The following is a 17,089-nucleotide window of genomic DNA, read 5'->3' as shown; positions in this document are numbered from 1 at the left end:
ACACCATACCTTAAAATAATACGAAAACCTAAAAGTTATCTATACATTTTAAAGGTTAATCTTAATATACACATTTAAAAGGTAGTTATTTGATGATAGTAGAAACACTTCAAAATGAATTAAATTTAACTAACTGGCAAGTTGAAAAAGTAATCAAATTAATCGATGACGGCAATACAATACCTTTCATTGCAAGATATAGAAAAGATGTTACAGGTTCACTGAATGACGAAACTTTAAGGAAATTTGACGAAAGGCTAAAATATCTCAGAAACCTGGAAGACAAAAAGGAAAAAATCATAAAACGAATCGATGAGCTTGGAAAACTTGATGATGACTTAAAAAGCAGTATTTTAAATGCAAATACATTAGTTGAACTTGATGATTTATACAGACCATTCAAAAGCAAAAAAAGAACAAGAGCAACAATTGCCCGTGAAAAAGGATTGGAACCATTGGCTCAAATAATTCTAGCACAGGACGTTAAAGAAAGCATTAAAAAAATAGCTAAAAAATACATTGACCCTGAAAAAGAAATCAATACTGCCGAAGATGCAATAGATGGTGCAAAGGATATTATTGCCGAGATAATTTCAGACAACTCCCAATTCAGAAAAAAAATCAGGCAAAACACATTCTACACCGGACAAATAGAAACAAAAGCCAAAGATAAGGATTCATCATCAGAATATGAGATTTATTACAATTACAGTGAAGATTTAAGAAAAATCCCTCCACATAGGATTTTAGCAATTAACAGGGCTGAAAAAGAGGGAATAATTAAAGGAAAAGTTGTATGTGAAGTTGATGAAATAATAAAATATCTCAACAGACATATGCTGAAAAATATCTCAAGCATTCCGGAAAAAATAGAATATAACAGATACACCACACCAATAATAAAGGAATCAGTGGAGGATTCTTATAAAAGATTGATTTCTCCTGCAATCGAAAGGGAAATCAGGAATTTTTTAACACAAAAGGCTGAAGAAAAATCAATTGAAGTGTTTGCCAAAAACCTAAATCAGCTATTGATGGAAAGTCCTCTTGTTGGGAAAACAATTTTAGGATGGGATCCTGCATTTAGAACAGGATGTAAACTTGCCATCATTGATGAAACTGGAAAAGTTTTAGATACTGCACTGATTTATCCAACTGAACCTCAAAATAAAGTTAAAGAATCAATTAAAACCGTTCGTGATTTAATTGACAAATATGACATTAACGTGATAGCAATTGGAAATGGAACAGCTTCAAGAGAATCCGAACAAATTGTTTCTGACATTATCAAAGGAACAAATGTGGAATATATTATTGTTAATGAAGCCGGAGCTTCCGTATATTCTGCATCAAAATTGGCTGATGAGGAATTTCCTAAATTTTCAGAAGGGGAACGCAGTGCCGTTTCAATTGCAAGAAGACTTCAAGACCCGCTGGCTGAACTTGTTAAAATTGATCCGAAATCAATCGGTGTAGGTCAGTATCAGCATGACATGAACCAAAAGCAATTGTCAGAATCCCTGAGCGGTGTTGTGGAAAAGGTAGTGAATGAAGTTGGAGTCGACCTGAATACCGCTTCTGTAAGTTTACTTAATTATGTATCCGGAATCGGCAATACAACCGCCAAAAATATTATTAGCTATAGGGAAGAAAACGGAAGCTTTGAAAACAGGAAAGAATTATTGAATGTTAAAAAACTTGGTAAAAAAACTTACGAACAGTGTGCCGGGTTTGTAAAAATAGACAATCCAGAGTACCCATTGGACAATACCACAATACATCCTGAATCCTATGACGCCACTTTTAAGCTATTGAAAAAATTAAACTATTCCACAAGCGATATCGGCTCAAAATCCTTAAAATTTGACAAAGTTGACTTAAAAGAAATTTCAGAAGAATTGGACATTGGAATGGAAACATTAAAGGACATTATAAGCGAACTTAAAAAGCCCGGCAGGGATCCTCGTGAGGACATGCCAAAACCTATTCTTAGAAAAAATGTATTGACACTTGAAGATTTGGAGATAGGAATGATAACTCAGGGAACTGTTAGAAACATTGTTGATTTTGGAGCGTTTGTAGATATTGGAGTCCATCAGGACGGATTGGTTCATATATCACAATTGGTAGCTGATAAATATGTAAAGCACCCGTTAGATATTGTTAGTGTTGGAGATATAGTTGATGTTAAAGTTCTGGATGTAGATATTAAAAGAAAAAGGATTAACCTATCAATGATAATTTAAATATTTAAAAGACAATATTATAATACATAAATAAATTTTTATTTTAGAAGGGATTTTTGAATGACACCAAAAATAATGATTATTCTTGGAAGTGGGTCAGACATTGCTATTGCTGAAAAAAGTATGGATATTTTAGATAAGCTTGAAATACCATATAGCTTGAAAATAGCTTCAGCCCACAGAACACCTAACCTAGTTAGAGAAATTGTTAGTCAGGGTACTGATGCAGGAATTGAAGTATTTATTGGTATTGCCGGTTTGGCAGCGCATTTACCGGGTTCAATAGCCGCCTATACACCAAGACCTGTTATAGGAGTTCCAGTGGATGTTAAAACCAATGGAATAGATGCGCTCGAATCCATTGTTCAAATGCCTTATCCTTCTCCTATTTCAACTGTTGGAATCGATAGAGGAGACAATGCCGCAATTTTAGCTGCTCAGTATATCGGACTTCATGATGAAGAGGTTCGCCAAAAGGTAATAGAGTTAAGAAAGGATTATGCTGAAAAAGTCAAGCAGAGCAATGAAGATATTGTTCAAAAGATTGAAAGAAAGTATCTTCAAAATGATTTTTTAAGAATTAAAAACCTTGAAATCAACGATGTTGAAATAGATGAAACCACTAACGCATGTATAAAAAATCAGGACGCTGAAGTCGTAATTATTGCTGGAAGGCAAACCGATGTTGGAACTGCAAAAAAAGTTGGAACCATATTAGACCGACTTAAAATCAAGCATGATATTAAAGTAGTCTGTCCGATAAGATCCACTAAAAAATTCACAAATTATGTCAAATGCATGAAAAATGCAAAAATTTTCATTGGAATAAGTTCAACCTCCTCACAGGTAACAGGAGGACTAGTGGGACTGACAGACAGGCCGGTTATTGGAGTTCCATGTACTAATGAAAATAATAAAGATTATATGCTTACAACTGTAAGTATGCCTCCGGGAGTTCCTGTTGCAACTGTTGGAATTAACAACGGTAAAAACGCAGCAGTCCTTGCAGGTGAAATTCTTGCTATTGACAATCCATATATTACAGAACTTTTAGGAAAATTAAAAGACAAAAAAATTAACTTATAGTGATAACATGAAACTTGAAGGAGACAACATTATTGAAATTACAGATGAACTTTCCAGTGAATTTGAAGTTTCAAAAGTATTAAGACAATATCCTAAAGATACAGTCATAGTAAAAAATGTCAAAGGATATGATATGCCTGTTATTACAGGAATTTGTAATACCAGAGATAAAATAGCCAAATCAATTAATTGTGAAGTATCTGAAATTACTGAAAAAATTATCGAAGCCATGGAAAAACCAATTAAGGTAGATAAATTTACAGACTTCTCAGAATATGATAATTTAGATGTAAATTTGGATAAAATTCCTATTTTAACTCATTACAAACGTGATGGAGGAGCATATATCACTGCAGGTGTTGTATTTGCACGTGACCCTGAAACAGGAATTCAAAATGCTTCAATCCACCGTATGATGGTGCTTGACAACAAAAGGCTAGTCATTAGAATCGTGCCTAGAAACCTCTACACTTACTTCCAAAATGCTCAAAAAGCGGGAAAAGATTTGGATATTGCAATAGCAATTGGAATGGATCCTGCAATTTTGCTTGCAAGTACCACTTCAATACCAATTGACTACAACGAAATGGAAGTGGCCAATGCATTTAAGGATGGTGAACTTGAATTAATCAAATGTGGAGACTTGGAAGTTCCCCAAGCTGACATTATCTTAGAGGGTAAAATATCAGTAACCGAAACCGTTGCTGAAGGTCCATTTGTAGACTTGACCGATACTTATGACATTATCCGTGACCAGCCAATAATCAATCTGGAAAAAATGCATATTAAAAAAGACAATCCTTGCTATCATGCAATTATCCCTGCAGGATTTGAGCATAAATTGTTGCAAGGCCTTCCACAAGAGCCAAGAATATATAAAGCAGTTAAAAATGCTGTTCCTACAGTTGAAAATGTTGTCTTGACTGAAGGAGGCTGCTGCTGGTTGCATGCCGTAGTATCCATCAACAAGCAGACTGAAGGTGACGGTAAAAATGCTATTATGGCTGCATTATCTGCACACCCTTCACTAAAACATTGCGTTGCAGTGGATACTGACGTGAACATATTTGATGCTGAAGATGTTGAATATGCAATAGCTACACGTGTTAAAGGTGACCGTGACATCATGATCGTTCCGAACGTGCGCGGTTCCTCTTTGGATCCTGTAGCTGAAAGTGATGGAACAACTACCAAAATCGGTGTTGACGCAACAAAATCACTTAAAACAATAGAAAAATTCGAAAGAGTTAGTTTTGGAGAATAAACTAACTTTTAATTTTACTTTTTTTAAAAAAAAACTTAAATATTACCCAAATAAACATTTTCAATTCCTTTTTCCTGTGCAATTTCTTTTGCTTTATACAAAATCTCCGGCCTTGTAGGTGAAATATCATTCATTTTATAATAAGGAAAAGCCCTTGAAAAATGAAGTGGGACTTCGGGACCAAGTTCACTGACTACAAAATCACATAGCTGGGTAATTTCATCGATTGAGTCATTATAATCATTAATTATTAAATTGGTGATTTCCAAGTGTTTACCTTCCAGATATATTCTTCTTAAATTATCTAAAACGACGTCCAAGTCTGCACCACAGACCTTTTTGTAAAAATCACTGGACATGGATTTCAAGTCTATATTGAATGCATCGACAAATGTCAAAACCTCTTCAAGTGACTTTCCAGAATAATACCCGTTGCTTACATAGATTACCTTCAAGTTTTTTTGCCTTGCAAGCAGTGAAGTTTTCTTGGAGAAAGGTAAGTGTATCGTAGGTTCATTATAGGTCCAAGCAATTGACTTACAATTATAATTAAGTGCGTTTTCCACAATTGCCTCTGGTGTTATTTTAATACCCCTTGAATTTTTATCATATTCCTGAGATATCATATAGTTCTGGCAATGCAAACATGTCATGTTACACCCAAAACCTCCAATCGAGTAGGTAAATGTGCCAGGTAAAAATTGATTCAAAGGCTTTTTTTCAACAGGATCAGGACTTAACGATGAAACAATTCCATATGATTCATCAAATAGCTCTCCGTTAATGTTTTTATGTTGTCTACAGATTCCAACATTACCATCAGATATCTTACAGTAGTTGGCACAAATCTCACAACGAATCTTTTGTGTTTTTGAACTTTTTTTAAATAAATCATTACTCACTAACATAATGCTCATAACCTCTATTTTCTATTCTTTCAACAAATCCATTTTCCAAAGTGAGTTCAACTACATCAGAATCTGTTACTTCACCAATTACTTTATAGTCAAACGGCAATTTTTCGATATTATCTTTTGATATGGTAAAAAGCAATTCAAAATCCTCGCCGACATGCAATATCAAATCAAGGTAATCCAGATTTAAATTGTCTGCCAATCTTTTATATTCATCGGAAATGCCCAACATTTCCTCATAAATCATAAATCCATAATTATCCTTTTTAATCTCATATAGTTCACTTGCAAGCCCATCAGTAATATCGGTTGCCGAAGTTGCAAAATCTTTAAGAATTATCCCTTCTTTTATTTTGGCTTTTGGTTTTAGAGCATGTTTAGGATAGATATTGTCTAAATCACTTAATTCAAAACCCAATGCGGCTAATCCAATATCACCGGTTACGGCTATCAAATCACCTTTTTGATAAGTATCTTTCATTATCGGCTTTTCAGTCAATCCTAATGCCGTGCCTGTAATGATAATTTCCGAAGATTCATTAGTATCCCCACCAATTAAAGGGATTTCATAATAATCGCAAGCTTTCAAAACTCCTTCAAGAATTTCCTTAAATGAATCTATGTCCAAATCTTTGGGAAGAGCAATTGCCAGTAAAAAACCCAACGGTTCAGCTCCCATTGCTGCAAGGTCACTTACATTAACAGTAACGGCTTTAAAACCCATATCATAATAGGACATGTTTTCAGGAAAGTGCCTTGATTGAATCAGCATGTCACATGTTGAAATCAAATTAGTATTATTAAAAGCAGTTATTGCAGTGTCATCCGGAGTAATACATCTTGAATTAGCAATAATGTATCTAACGAGTTCCTTTTCACCGATATCAGAGACTTTTAGGGACATGAATATTAATATTTATTTCAATATAAATAAATCTTAAGAAAAAAAAGTAAAAAAATGTTTCAGAACTATAAATTATCTGAAACTCTGTCTTTAATTATTTCGTATAAACGTGTATCGATGCCTAATGGGTCTGTCAATACGATTTCACCATCAAATTCAAATGTCTCTTCATCATGGTCATGATGGTGGTGATGATGATGTCCGTGGTCGTGGCCATGTCCGTGATGGTGGTGATGATGACCGCCGGATACTGATTCTTCATCAAAATCGCTTTCAATACCTAATAATTCAGGTATATCCCTTTTAGTATGAAGTCCATGAGCAACAAATACAGGTACAACAATAATTTTTTCCAAATCGTTTTCAGAAGTTAATTTATTAATAGTTTCAGGAATACCTGGTTTTCTAATTTCCATAAATCCATACTCTACAGGCATGTCTGGAAATTCTTCAGCATACATATCTTTATAAGCTTTAATTACTTCTTCACCATCGTCTAATCTAGACCCATGGGATAATAATAAAATTCCTGTTTTTTTATCAGACATAATTAATCATCCATTATAAGTTTTAAGTTAAATTAAGTTAAGTTATCTTGAATAGAAAATATTTCAAAAAAATATATGAAAAATTATTATAATTTTTCATTTGTCATGTCAACTAAAATATCAATTAATATATCATCCGCTTTAATAGGTTCGGGATAAAGAATTTCACCGTCAAATTCCACAGGAGTCAAATCATGACTGTGGTCATGACCATGGCCGTGGGAATGTGAATGTGAGTGTTCATGTTCATGGTCATCCAAGAATCCTAAAATATGAGGAATATCATGAGTTGTGTGCATTCCAGGAGCAATAAAGATAGGTACAACAACCAATCTTTCCAATCCGTTTTCATCAACTAATTTATTGATTGATTCAGGAATGCTTGGACCGCATAATTCCATAAATCCAAAACCTGAAGGCAAATCACAAGTCTTTTCAAACTTATCGTATAATGCAGTAGCAAACTCTTTATTATAATTTAATCTTGATCCATGAGTTACAAGCAGAATTCCAGTTTTAGCATTGTCATCTAATTTGGATTCCGCTAATGCTTCATTGATTCTTTTATCAATAATATCCAAAAGTTCATCACGAGGCCCAATTGAACTTAATAATTCAATTTCCCCATCAAAGTCAACATCATCAGCAATGGACAAGTAATGTTCTGGAGGATAGTTTCCATCCGGACATCTTGGATCTTCTTCCAAAGGCTCGAGACCCAACAATTGTGGAATGTCAATATTGGTATGAATTCCTGGAGCTAAAAACACAGGTAAAGCTATGATTTTATCTAAATCATCAACTTCATCTTTTAAAATTTCAACAGCTCCTGCAATTGTAGGTTCTGAAACCTTCATATAACCAATTTCAGTTGCAAGACCGGTTTTTTTGATAAATTTCTCTTTAATTTCAACAAATACTTCTTCTGCGTAAGGCAATGTACTTCCATGACTTACTAAAATAACAGCAGTATTATTTGATAACTTTGAATTTGTATCCATAGGAGATTACTCCATCCTCTCCATCTTCTCTGATTCTTCTAAATACCATTTCCACATCGTCACCGATTTCAATATCTTCAACATCACAGTCGACAAGTTGTGAAGTTAATTTAGCACCTTCTTCAAGTTCAACAACAGCTACAGCATAAGGAGCTGATTTTTTAAAGTTATCAGGTGCGGATCTGATTACTGAAAATGTGTGAATTTTACCTTTTCCTGAAAATTGGAAAGGTTCAAGATTTCCTTTTCTTCTACAATTAGGACAAACTACACGAGATGGGAAGAATAATTCTCCACAGGTGGTACATTTGGTACCAATAAGATTGTATCTTTGTTGTATATGACGCCATGTTCTTACAGTATCTGACATGTAAATCCTCCATATATTTTCTAATAAGTATAGTTTCTAATCAATAATATAAATAAGTATTTTTTTTATTACTATTTTCACTTAATTTCAAAAAATGTAATACACATTTATGCAGAATCATGGAGTCGCAGTTGAGAAATAAATTAATAAAAACATTGTCAAGTTAAATATTATGAAAATTGACTCTAAAGGCAATATGTTAGTAGGTAGTGTAGCCATTTTAATTGTATCCTTGTTATTAATATCAATTTTTATAATAACAAGTATAAATTACATTGAAAATGGAAATATCGAATTAAAATCAAATAATAATTTCAAATATATTATTGACGACTATTCGAGAAATCTGGAAGTTCTTGGAAGGGATGCAATAGCTGAAGCTACACAAAAGGTATACAACGGTTTGCCCGTTTTCAACAGCAAAAATCAGATTAAAAAAAATTTGAATAATATATTAAAAGAAAAAAATAAGGAATTAGAAAAAAAATATGGAGTGGATATCTCATCAGAAGTATTATCAGTTGAAAACACAGAAACTCCCTGGAAAATACTCTTCAAAGTAAAATTAAACGTGAAAAAGGATGACATTAAATACTCAAATACCATAGAAAAAAATGCATCGATAGAGGGTTTAAGAGATCCACTGCCACTTGCAAAATTAACAATAGCTTCCGGAATTTTAACATATGACAATAAAATTCACTACAAAAATGCAATAGCAGGATATATGGTCTTGCATCATTTGAAATCACCTGAATCATACATTGAAGCAACTGCACCATTGTATATCAAAAAATGCCCATATGACCCTTATATTCATCATGGAGACCCGGGAGTATTGAAAGATTGTTTAGACAAAGGATATTTCCATGAAAGTGCTGACGGAAGCTGTTATTTATGTAGACTTGAAGGAAAAGGAAAATGTCCTCATTATGGTATGGAAGTATTTATTCAAACACATACGCCACTTAAAAACGAATCATTATCCTGTAGTGACCATGTAGTCTTTTCAGATCATTATAATGGTGAAAAAATAAACCCGGATGATTGGAACAGCCTGATTTTAGATTCATCCCATAAGAAAAAATACGGTCTTGGGAGTGAAGAGAATGGATAATAAGGGAAATGTTACACTTGAAATAGGGGTCATTATAATAATCCTTTTAATGGTGATGGGAATCGTTCTTTCCTTGAATGAAATCAGTACAGAAAAAATAGTAAGACAAAGTGAAAACGAACATATTCAAACACTGCTTGAAGAATCTGTAGTCAATCTAATAAACAATCCAGGAACTCCTCCAAATTGGGAAGTAAATAAAAAAGGAACTCCCGGTCTTGCAATTGTTAATGAAGAAGGACAGGTTATTCCAAATAGTGTTTCTTATGCTAAATTACTTGCAATGGGAAGTGACTACAACAAGTTTGTAACGAAAAACCTCTTCAACTCCAAAATCAAAACATCGATTGAACTGATTCCAAAGGAGAGTAGTATTTCAAGTGTAAAAATTGGAAATGATGAATCTTCAAATAAAATTCATTCAGTAAATAGGATGGTAAAATGTGACTTTTTCAAAAAATATGTTTTAAAGGATTTTCAAAATGACGGTAAATGCAATCGCAATCATGACCAAAATTCCCATAGCTGTGATTATTTTAAAGTATTCAAAGGAAATTTAAGAGCATTTGACTACTATTTACTCATTGATGAAGATGAAAAATATGATTTAAACTATTTTATGGGTTCAACAAGGCTCGTTAAAGATAAATCATGGGAACCGGTAAGATATGATGAAATCTATTTGAACAATAAAATTGAGTTCTATGACGATACGAGCGCCATAATCTTCATTCACTTTGACAAGCCCAATGCAAAGGCTGTGCTTGTTCAACTTCCAAAAAGATTTGATGAAAACAATATAAACTATGATTACTTTAGAACTAATGACTGCGAATTTATCTTAAAGGCCTGGTATTAGATTTAATTAAATAAAAATGCTTAACAACATCAGTGACACGGAAATCAAAATCAGACTTGAAATTGAATCTGTAACGCTTGTTGAAATTGGAATTACAATATTATCCGGGTCTAAATTATGATTGTAGGAGGTTATTGAAATATAATAGACTAAAAATACCATTATAGTGACTAAAATAAGTCCGGACAATGCAGAAATTGGAATTATTTTTTCAAATCCGACTCCAGTAACGCCAAATACCAAAGATGAACCTTCAGCGAGTATTCCTATAAATGGGAAAATGACAATGGCTAAAATAAAACAGACTGCAAAGTTATGCAAAGCTTCTCCCTCAGGCTTTCTTATTGGCTCCACTAAACCAGAATGAATTCCTGATGATAGTCTTGCTCCCAAAATACTAATTAAGCTTCCGCATTCTCCTGAAAACAATGGTATCAATGTCAACAGACTTGGATTGGAGAGCAATGTTTCAACCGCACCATTTAATATTCCTCCTGCAGAACATCCTAAAAAGGAGCATAAAAGCAAAACAGGAGTGGATTGTGATAGAATTGTTTTAGTCTCATATGATAATCTGTAGCAGTAAATAAATGATACTATTACAATTAAAAATATAACGATAAGTGCTGCATCTTTTATAATCCAATTGACACTTAACAGCTGCAATATAAAAAGAGACATAATAATAGCTGGCAAAGTAAACAAATCACCGAATGCAGCAATTATTGGACTTGTAATGTTGTCTGGATCCCAACCATGCTGAAAGCTTTTAAATGATATGAACATGGTTATCGGCAACATTATTAAATTTGAAATAACACCTGCAATTACGCTAATCAAAATGAAATCTATCAATGACATTGCAGGATAATGTAATAACAAACACATTAAATTAGCAACGATACCCAAAAATAAAGATAGAACTAAAGTTAATACAAAAGAAGAAAATATGTTGTGATTTAATTCTTCTGACCTTTCAAACTTAGGTGATATTATACCAATGTGGAGGTTGGTTGATAATCTTGAAGCAAAAGAACCAAAAATATTTCCCCTCATCCCAATAGCACCAGGAATCATTACTAACAATCCCGGAAATGTTTCAAGGAAAAAGGTCATTTTACCTAAAATAATACCTGCTATTAAATCACCAATAGCACAAATTAAAAGAGCGATTAATCCTTCTTTTAAAATAGATTTATGTTCTCCGTAAAAATCAGAGAACGCTTGAGTAGATAGTGAACTGCGAATCTTCTTCTGTTTGCTTTTCACAAATATCACTACCCTTAATCATTTTTATCACTCAATATTCTATAATTATTCTTCTAATTCATCTGGAATGTCATCTAATGAACAAGTTCCTGCAGCTAATTTTTCAAGCAAATCAGCGCCCTCATCTGTTCCTTTTAAAATTAATGTGTCACCTGCTAAAAGCATTGTATTCTTATCCGGACCGTAAATCCAGGATACACCTCGTCTAATAGAAATTACTCTCATACCTGTACGATTCACTAAAAGCAAATCACCTAATGTATTATTAGCTAATTCTGATGAGTCATCTATAGTAACTCTAACAATACTTTTATCGGATTCTTCCATAACCATTTTAAATACTGGATGTGGTTTAAAACCAGTTAATACTAAATCAGCTAAATCTTTTGCTGCATTTGCCATACTTTCTGTAGCTTCGGCAATTTCAAGTAATGCTGTTAATTTTTCAGCATCTTCATATGATCTGGCAGCAACTAATGATTCTTTTTTAATTTCATAATTCATTGCATTGACTTCATTTTCTAATGTAATGACTTCCTCAGCAGCAGTCTTACTGTTGAACAATACAGCGGAATAAGCTAAATCAACCATTAATTCCGACATGTTCTTCATTTCAATTAAAAGATTTTTGATTGACAATTAAATTACCTCATAAGTCGTTTGGATTGACATGCAATAAACATGCTTTTCTAAGTTTCAATAATGTTTTTTTCTTTGATTTCAAATCTTCAACTTCTTCTAAAATGTTTTCTAAAGGTTCTCTTAAGCATTCAACTGTCTCTTTATCGTGTAACCACATACATTCCTTACAGTTCCAAACGCCTTTGCCTTTAATCCATTCCCCGCCAGTTGAAGAATCTCCGCATGGATAAAATGGACAATAACAGAAATCACAGTACTGACCTTCATAGTGACATGGATAGAACTCACATTCACGGTTAGGTCCATGTGCAATTTCGCCATTTAAAAATTTTTCATAATGATTTTGTGATAATGGATGAATTTTAGACCTTATAACATATCCTCTAGGTGTTACAAGTTTTCCATCCTGCTCATAAGTCAAATCGTTTCCGACTATTAATGTACAAGACATGTTAACAATGTCTTCTGTTAAATCTTTAAGTTTAACGATTGTTGCTTTTGGAGGCTCATACGTACTATCAATAATACCAATTAATGCATTTTCACCTTTAATATCTAAAACACATTGTTTAAATCTTCTGAATGGTTCTTTACGTGTTTTACTAATTGGATTATATACAGCAACTATTAAGTTAGCCTCAAGCGCATACCTTAATTTCTTTTCTATCTCGGAAAGTGGAGTCAATATATTGCTTAAGCTGATAGCTGCAAAATCATGCAACGGTGCTCCTAAGTGACTGGAAGCATAATTCAAAGCGGATACTCCAGGATAAACCTTAATTTCAACATCATCATATTTACTAACAATCTGATACAATACGTTGGCCATTCCAAAAACACCAGGGTCTCCAGAACTAATTAATGAAACTGTTTGGCCATCAAGACTTTTTTGAATGGCAAATTCAGCTCTCGCTATCTCATCGCCCATTCCTTTTTTGATAACTTCCTTACCGGAAATTAAATCCTCAATCTGATTAATATATTTTTTATAACCTATAATAACATCAGATTCCTCGATGGCTTTAATAGCCCCCAAGGTCATGTTATCCCTATTCTGACCAATTCCAATTACATTAATCATTGTATCAACCTAATATAACTAATAGCTATTGTTACTGCTGCCGCCACTACTACTGCTACTACTGCTACTACTGCCGCTACTACTATAATCAGTATATGCAGTATTATAACTGTTACTGCTGCCGCTGTAATCAGTGTATGCAGTATTATAACTGTTACTGCTGTTATAATTAGTGTATGATGTATCACCAGTTTTATTATGCAATTTTAAGATTGAATTTATTACTATTGTCCTTTCATCAACTGTAAGTCCATTTTCCTTGTAGGATGCATTTCCTTTTGCTATAATCTTATAGGATGGGACTTTACTAATAACAATTTGTCCTGAGTTTGAATTAGGAGATGCATAACCTAAAGCTTCTATAGTTACTGTAAAATTGCCTTTACTAGTGTCATCGTAAGTTGTAACATTCATAGAATCAACATTAACACCATCGACCTGCGACATTGACTCCATCTTCAAGGCTACATCTTTTTTATTAGTAATGTTAACAGGACTTGGATCTTTAATTAACATATTATTTACTTTTTCTGGAGTAAACATTCCAGCTATTTTTGAAATTTGCATATCTATCAGCCCTTGAACATTAGGAGCTTCGGAAGTTACAATGGTATATGAACTAACAAGTCCCACTTCAAAGAATATAATAAATAATACAACAATTAAAATAATTCTAAGTACCTTACTTGCCATTTTTATCACAATCATTTTACTTATAATAAGTACATTATAATGATTTAAATTTTATTTTTAATATATAATAAATATAACGAATGAAAATAAACATTAGGATTAAAAATTCTCAAAGTTTATTAATATAGAAAATAAAAATTTTAACTAATATGTCAACTAATAAAATTCTATTAAAATTTGCAAAAAAGGGAATCAACCTATCACCTGAAGCTTATAATAAAGTTATTAATGCAGAAAATCCTATTGATTTTGCATCTTCACTGATAGTCAAATTAAAAAGCGATAAATTTACATCAAAAGATTTAGTATCAGTCAGTGGTGAAATAGTTGATGAAATTACAGGTAATCCTATAACTGAAAAAGATAATCAGGAAACACTAATTGAAAACCAAACCAAACAAAAAACACAACAAACACCAGAAAAACCAATAGAAAAACAAACACCACAAGTAGAAAAAACTCCTATAAAACCAATAGAAAATCAAAGCAAACCAAAAACAGAACAAACACCACAAGTAGAAAAAACTCCTATAAAACCAATAGAAAACCAAACACCACAAGTAGAAAAACCTGTTTCAATGGAAAATTTGAAAAAAGATAGTGATGTTAAGCAAAAACATGTAAATGAAGCCATTTTAGAAGCTTCAGAAACTGTTAAAGATGAAAAAATTAAATTTAAAAGAAACTTAGAGAAATCTAATGTTGAATATGATTTCGAAATCATTCAGGATACCAGTAAAAAATCATACACCAGCGGAGAACTTGAAAACCTAATTTCATATTTCAAAAGCAGATATGAAAAATTATATAACATATTATCCAAAAGACCTGAACTTAGAAAGCCTATTAAAGTAGCTGATATTGATGATTCTCAAGACAGTTTGAGCATGATTTTAATGGTTAAAGAAATCAGATCAAGTAAAAACGGCCATAAAATCGTTGATTTCGAGGATGATACCGGAAGCATATCCGTGTTATTCTCCAACAACAATGATGAATTGTTTGCTGAAGCTGAAAAATTAGTTAGGGACGAAGTAATAGGAGTAATTGCAAACAAAAGTGACGACAATAACTTCGCTTTTGGCCAACAAATAATCAATCCGGGTGTATTAAGAGTTCCCGAAAAGGAAATGGACTTTGGAATTGTATTCTTATCTGATGTTCACATCGGCAGTCTAACATTCCTTGAAGACGCATTCACAAGGTTCATTGATTGGATTAACTGTGATTATGGTACTGAAGAACAAAGAAGAGTGGCTGAAGATGTTAAATATCTTATTATCGGTGGGGATATTGTAGATGGAATTGGTGTATATCCAAACCAGGAAAAAGAGCTTGCAATTAAAGACATTACAGAGCAATACAACGAAGCAGCCAGATTCTTGGGAAATGTCAGAAGCGATATCAAAATCATTATTGCTCCTGGAAACCACGATGCATCAAGAGTCGCTGAACCTCAGCCTGCTGTACCTGAAGAATATGCTAAAGCATTATATGAATTGGATAATGTTGAATTTATTTCAAATCCTGGTGTAGTTTCATTGGATGGAATCAATGTCCTAATATACCACGGACGTAGTTTTGATGATTTGGTAATGGCTGTAAAAGAATTTACTCACGAAAGAAATGACCTATTGATGGAAGAATTATTACAAAAAAGACATTTAGCTCCAATTTATGGAGAAAGAACACCATTAGCTTCAGAACTTGAAGATTATTTAGTTATTGACGAAGTACCTGATGTATTCCATACAGGACACGTTCACATTAATACATATAGAAGATTTAAAGGAATACATATGATTAATTCAGGTACTTTCCAGACTCAAACAGAGTTCCAGAAAATTTATAACATTGAACCAACTCCTGCTGAAGTTCCTGTACTTCATAAAGGAAAATATAAGCATTTTAAATTTTTATGATGAGGTTTTTTAATGAAAAAGAATATTGATGAAATAATTAAAATTTCAAATGAGATTTATGATAAAGGATTAGTTTCAGGAAAAGCTGGAAACATTAGTGTGAGATTTAAAGGAGAAATTGGTGATATAATTGCCATAACCCCTACATTAAAATCTCTGTCTAAACTAAATGAAGAAGACATAGTATTGGTTGATCTTGATGGAAATGTATTGACTAAAGGAAAACCTTCCTCAGAAGTCAACATGCATTTGGAAATCTATAAAAAAAGACCTGATGTTAATGGTATTGTCCATACACATTCTCCATATGCTACAGGATTTGCCCATTCATCTAAAAAAATCAAAAGGTATGAGGGTTTTGGTGAAATAAAAACTCCATATTTATCTGAAATAGATTATGAAAAACCAGGAAGCGACGAATTGGCTAAAAGTGCCAGTGAAGGTCTTGGAACTGAAGACGTTTTAGTATTGAAAAATCATGGAGTAATTTGTGTAAGCGATAATCTAAAAGAAGCGGAACTGCTTGCAGTTTTTGTTGAGGAAATTGCAAAAAGTCAGTTTATAACATTGATGTTAAATTCAGTTGAAGATGGAATTTAATCTTCACCTGAAAAAACATTAGATTTTTTTCTATTATCCATTCCTTCTTCAATCATTTTAAGGATTAATCCGGATAATGAAGTATCTTCATCGATTGCAATTTTTTTTAATTCTTTTTTTAAATCAACGGGTAGATTTATAGTAGTTTTACTTATATCTGACATGTATAATAATTGATATTTAATTTAATATAAATTTTACTATAATCACCGCATTAAAAAATTAATTCATAACACCAAAAACTATTTAAGTGTAGGATAAAATATATAGTATTTAATACACATTTGACTTGTTTTTAATAATATTTTTGGGAGGAGTAGTTATGAGCAATCAAACAATCGATGAAGTATCCGAGATTCTTGAGTACATTACTGAGAATAATACTGTACCACGTAATATTAGAGAGGCAGCTAAAGATTCTAATGAACTTTTACACGATGAAGAGCAAGACCAATCTGTAAGAATAAGTACAGTTTTAGGAAAATTAGATGAAATAAGTAACGATCCAAATATTCCAGTTCATGCTAGAACTTTAATTTGGGAAGTTTTATCAAAATTAGAATCAATCTAATT

The 17,089-nt window shown here is 32.6% G+C and carries 18 protein-coding genes; 8 read left to right on the top strand and 10 right to left on the bottom strand.

The genetic code is table 11. The features are described 5' to 3' along the window. Positions 1 to 92 precede the first annotated feature (92 nt). Genes QZN45_RS02740 through QZN45_RS02730 form a run of 3 tightly spaced genes read left to right on the top strand, consistent with a single transcriptional unit; the run spans position 93 to position 4,596 of the window. Positions 93 to 2,246 carry a Tex family protein gene (locus tag QZN45_RS02740; RefSeq protein WP_296810940.1) on the top strand — a complete coding sequence of 718 codons (2,154 nt, stop codon included), beginning with the start codon at positions 93 to 95 and terminating at the stop codon, positions 2,244 to 2,246. Positions 2,247 to 2,306: 60 nt separating this feature from the next. Next, positions 2,307 to 3,332, top strand: coding sequence for a 5-(carboxyamino)imidazole ribonucleotide mutase (gene purE, locus QZN45_RS02735; RefSeq protein WP_296810937.1), 1,026 nt, complete (start codon positions 2,307 to 2,309; stop codon positions 3,330 to 3,332). A 7-nt stretch (positions 3,333 to 3,339) separates the two neighbouring features. Beyond that, positions 3,340 to 4,596 carry a UbiD family decarboxylase gene (locus tag QZN45_RS02730; protein ID WP_296810934.1) on the top strand — a complete coding sequence of 419 codons (1,257 nt, stop codon included), beginning with the start codon at positions 3,340 to 3,342 and terminating at the stop codon, positions 4,594 to 4,596. A 35-nt stretch (positions 4,597 to 4,631) separates the two neighbouring features. Here QZN45_RS02730 and amrS read toward each other — a convergent pair whose 3' ends face one another. The 5 genes from amrS to QZN45_RS02705 all read right to left on the bottom strand — a co-directional run bounded on the left by amrS (position 4,632) and on the right by QZN45_RS02705 (position 8,333). After that, the gene (gene amrS, locus QZN45_RS02725; protein WP_296810933.1) at positions 4,632 to 5,504 is read right to left on the bottom strand and encodes an AmmeMemoRadiSam system radical SAM enzyme; all 873 of its coding nucleotides are present in this window, start codon (positions 5,502 to 5,504) and stop codon (positions 4,632 to 4,634) included. Next, entirely contained in the window at positions 5,491 to 6,414 is a 924-nt protein-coding gene (gene thiL, locus QZN45_RS02720; RefSeq protein ID WP_296810930.1) for a thiamine-phosphate kinase, read from the bottom strand. The genes amrS and thiL overlap by 14 nt, the downstream gene beginning before the upstream one ends. Before the next feature lie 65 nt (positions 6,415 to 6,479). Continuing rightward, entirely contained in the window at positions 6,480 to 6,965 is a 486-nt protein-coding gene (gene cfbA, locus QZN45_RS02715) for a sirohydrochlorin nickelochelatase (RefSeq protein WP_292609730.1), read from the bottom strand. 83 nt (positions 6,966 to 7,048) lie between these two features. Then, on the bottom strand, positions 7,049 to 7,963 hold the full coding sequence (cfbA, locus tag QZN45_RS02710; protein ID WP_296810927.1) for a sirohydrochlorin nickelochelatase: 915 nt from the start codon (positions 7,961 to 7,963) through the stop codon (positions 7,049 to 7,051). Next, positions 7,935 to 8,333 (bottom strand): Zn-ribbon domain-containing OB-fold protein, encoded by a 399-nt coding sequence (locus tag QZN45_RS02705; protein ID WP_292880683.1) that lies wholly within the window; start codon positions 8,331 to 8,333, stop codon positions 7,935 to 7,937. Before QZN45_RS02705 ends, cfbA (QZN45_RS02710) begins: the two co-directional genes overlap by 29 nt. 172 nt (positions 8,334 to 8,505) lie before the next feature. Here QZN45_RS02705 and QZN45_RS02700 point away from each other — a divergent pair, with 172 nt between their 5' ends. Both QZN45_RS02700 and QZN45_RS02695 read left to right on the top strand, forming a co-directional pair. Next, complete coding sequence (locus tag QZN45_RS02700) at positions 8,506 to 9,450, top strand: hypothetical protein (RefSeq protein ID WP_292609699.1); 945 nt, start codon at positions 8,506 to 8,508, stop codon at positions 9,448 to 9,450. Further along, a complete protein-coding gene (locus QZN45_RS02695; protein WP_296810924.1) occupies positions 9,443 to 10,309 on the top strand; it encodes a hypothetical protein in 867 nt (288 codons plus the stop codon). Before QZN45_RS02700 ends, QZN45_RS02695 begins: the two co-directional genes overlap by 8 nt. Before the next feature lie 6 nt (positions 10,310 to 10,315). Here the strand turns inward: QZN45_RS02695 and QZN45_RS02690 are convergent, their stop codons facing one another. From QZN45_RS02690 to QZN45_RS02675, 4 genes are read right to left on the bottom strand one after another with little or no spacing between them, the layout of a single operon-like run. Next, positions 10,316 to 11,578 carry a magnesium transporter gene (locus tag QZN45_RS02690; protein ID WP_292880689.1) on the bottom strand — a complete coding sequence of 421 codons (1,263 nt, stop codon included), beginning with the start codon at positions 11,576 to 11,578 and terminating at the stop codon, positions 10,316 to 10,318. A 45-nt stretch (positions 11,579 to 11,623) separates the two neighbouring features. Next, positions 11,624 to 12,217: a potassium channel family protein gene (locus tag QZN45_RS02685; RefSeq protein ID WP_292609693.1), complete on the bottom strand. Its 594-nt coding sequence runs from the start codon at positions 12,215 to 12,217 to the stop codon at positions 11,624 to 11,626. A 10-nt stretch (positions 12,218 to 12,227) separates the two neighbouring features. Next, on the bottom strand, positions 12,228 to 13,301 hold the full coding sequence (gene cobJ, locus QZN45_RS02680; RefSeq protein WP_296810921.1) for a precorrin-3B C(17)-methyltransferase: 1,074 nt from the start codon (positions 13,299 to 13,301) through the stop codon (positions 12,228 to 12,230). An 18-nt stretch (positions 13,302 to 13,319) separates the two neighbouring features. Continuing rightward, positions 13,320 to 13,994 (bottom strand): hypothetical protein, encoded by a 675-nt coding sequence (locus QZN45_RS02675; protein ID WP_292880694.1) that lies wholly within the window; start codon positions 13,992 to 13,994, stop codon positions 13,320 to 13,322. 149 nt (positions 13,995 to 14,143) lie between these two features. Here QZN45_RS02675 and QZN45_RS02670 point away from each other — a divergent pair, with 149 nt between their 5' ends. Together QZN45_RS02670 and QZN45_RS02665 are read left to right on the top strand one after the other, a co-directional pair. Next, on the top strand, positions 14,144 to 15,916 hold the full coding sequence (locus tag QZN45_RS02670; protein WP_292472571.1) for a DNA-directed DNA polymerase II small subunit: 1,773 nt from the start codon (positions 14,144 to 14,146) through the stop codon (positions 15,914 to 15,916). Positions 15,917 to 15,928: 12 nt separating this feature from the next. After that, positions 15,929 to 16,516, top strand: a complete 588-nt coding sequence (locus QZN45_RS02665; protein WP_292472564.1) for a class II aldolase/adducin family protein — start codon at positions 15,929 to 15,931, stop codon at positions 16,514 to 16,516. Here the strand turns inward: QZN45_RS02665 and QZN45_RS02660 are convergent. After that, entirely contained in the window at positions 16,513 to 16,680 is a 168-nt protein-coding gene (locus QZN45_RS02660; RefSeq protein ID WP_292472566.1) for a Met repressor, read from the bottom strand. The two genes, QZN45_RS02665 and QZN45_RS02660, sit on opposite strands and share 4 nt — an antisense overlap. Before the next feature lie 158 nt (positions 16,681 to 16,838). Here QZN45_RS02660 and QZN45_RS02655 point away from each other — a divergent pair, with 158 nt between their 5' ends. Beyond that, positions 16,839 to 17,087, top strand: a complete 249-nt coding sequence (locus tag QZN45_RS02655) for a UPF0147 family protein (RefSeq protein WP_292472567.1) — start codon at positions 16,839 to 16,841, stop codon at positions 17,085 to 17,087. Positions 17,088 to 17,089 lie beyond the last annotated feature (2 nt).

The organism is uncultured Methanobrevibacter sp. (assembly GCF_900314695.1).
Lineage (GTDB): Archaea > Methanobacteriota > Methanobacteria > Methanobacteriales > Methanobacteriaceae > Methanocatella.
This window is presented reverse-complemented; position numbering and strand designations above follow the sequence as displayed.

Bases quoted from the DNA above. Each gene is read 5' to 3' on its own strand.
- cfbA (WP_296810927.1), bottom strand. From the start codon at position 7,963: ATGGATACAAATTCAAAGTTATCAAATAATACTGCTGTTATTTTAGTA.
- thiL (WP_296810930.1), bottom strand. From the start codon at position 6,414: ATGTCCCTAAAAGTCTCTGATATCGGTGAAAAGGAACTCGTTAGATAC.
- QZN45_RS02675 (WP_292880694.1), bottom strand. From the start codon at position 13,994: ATGGCAAGTAAGGTACTTAGAATTATTTTAATTGTTGTATTATTTATT.
- cobJ (WP_296810921.1), bottom strand. From the start codon at position 13,301: ATGATTAATGTAATTGGAATTGGTCAGAATAGGGATAACATGACCTTG.
- amrS (WP_296810933.1), bottom strand. From the start codon at position 5,504: ATGTTAGTGAGTAATGATTTATTTAAAAAAAGTTCAAAAACACAAAAG.
- QZN45_RS02730 (WP_296810934.1), top strand. From the start codon at position 3,340: ATGAAACTTGAAGGAGACAACATTATTGAAATTACAGATGAACTTTCC.
- QZN45_RS02670 (WP_292472571.1), top strand. From the start codon at position 14,144: ATGTCAACTAATAAAATTCTATTAAAATTTGCAAAAAAGGGAATCAAC.
- QZN45_RS02740 (WP_296810940.1), top strand. From the start codon at position 93: ATGATAGTAGAAACACTTCAAAATGAATTAAATTTAACTAACTGGCAA.
- QZN45_RS02655 (WP_292472567.1), top strand. From the start codon at position 16,839: ATGAGCAATCAAACAATCGATGAAGTATCCGAGATTCTTGAGTACATT.
- purE (WP_296810937.1), top strand. From the start codon at position 2,307: ATGACACCAAAAATAATGATTATTCTTGGAAGTGGGTCAGACATTGCT.
- QZN45_RS02695 (WP_296810924.1), top strand. From the start codon at position 9,443: ATGGATAATAAGGGAAATGTTACACTTGAAATAGGGGTCATTATAATA.
- QZN45_RS02665 (WP_292472564.1), top strand. From the start codon at position 15,929: ATGAAAAAGAATATTGATGAAATAATTAAAATTTCAAATGAGATTTAT.
- QZN45_RS02700 (WP_292609699.1), top strand. From the start codon at position 8,506: ATGAAAATTGACTCTAAAGGCAATATGTTAGTAGGTAGTGTAGCCATT.
- QZN45_RS02660 (WP_292472566.1), bottom strand. From the start codon at position 16,680: ATGTCAGATATAAGTAAAACTACTATAAATCTACCCGTTGATTTAAAA.
- QZN45_RS02705 (WP_292880683.1), bottom strand. From the start codon at position 8,333: ATGTCAGATACTGTAAGAACATGGCGTCATATACAACAAAGATACAAT.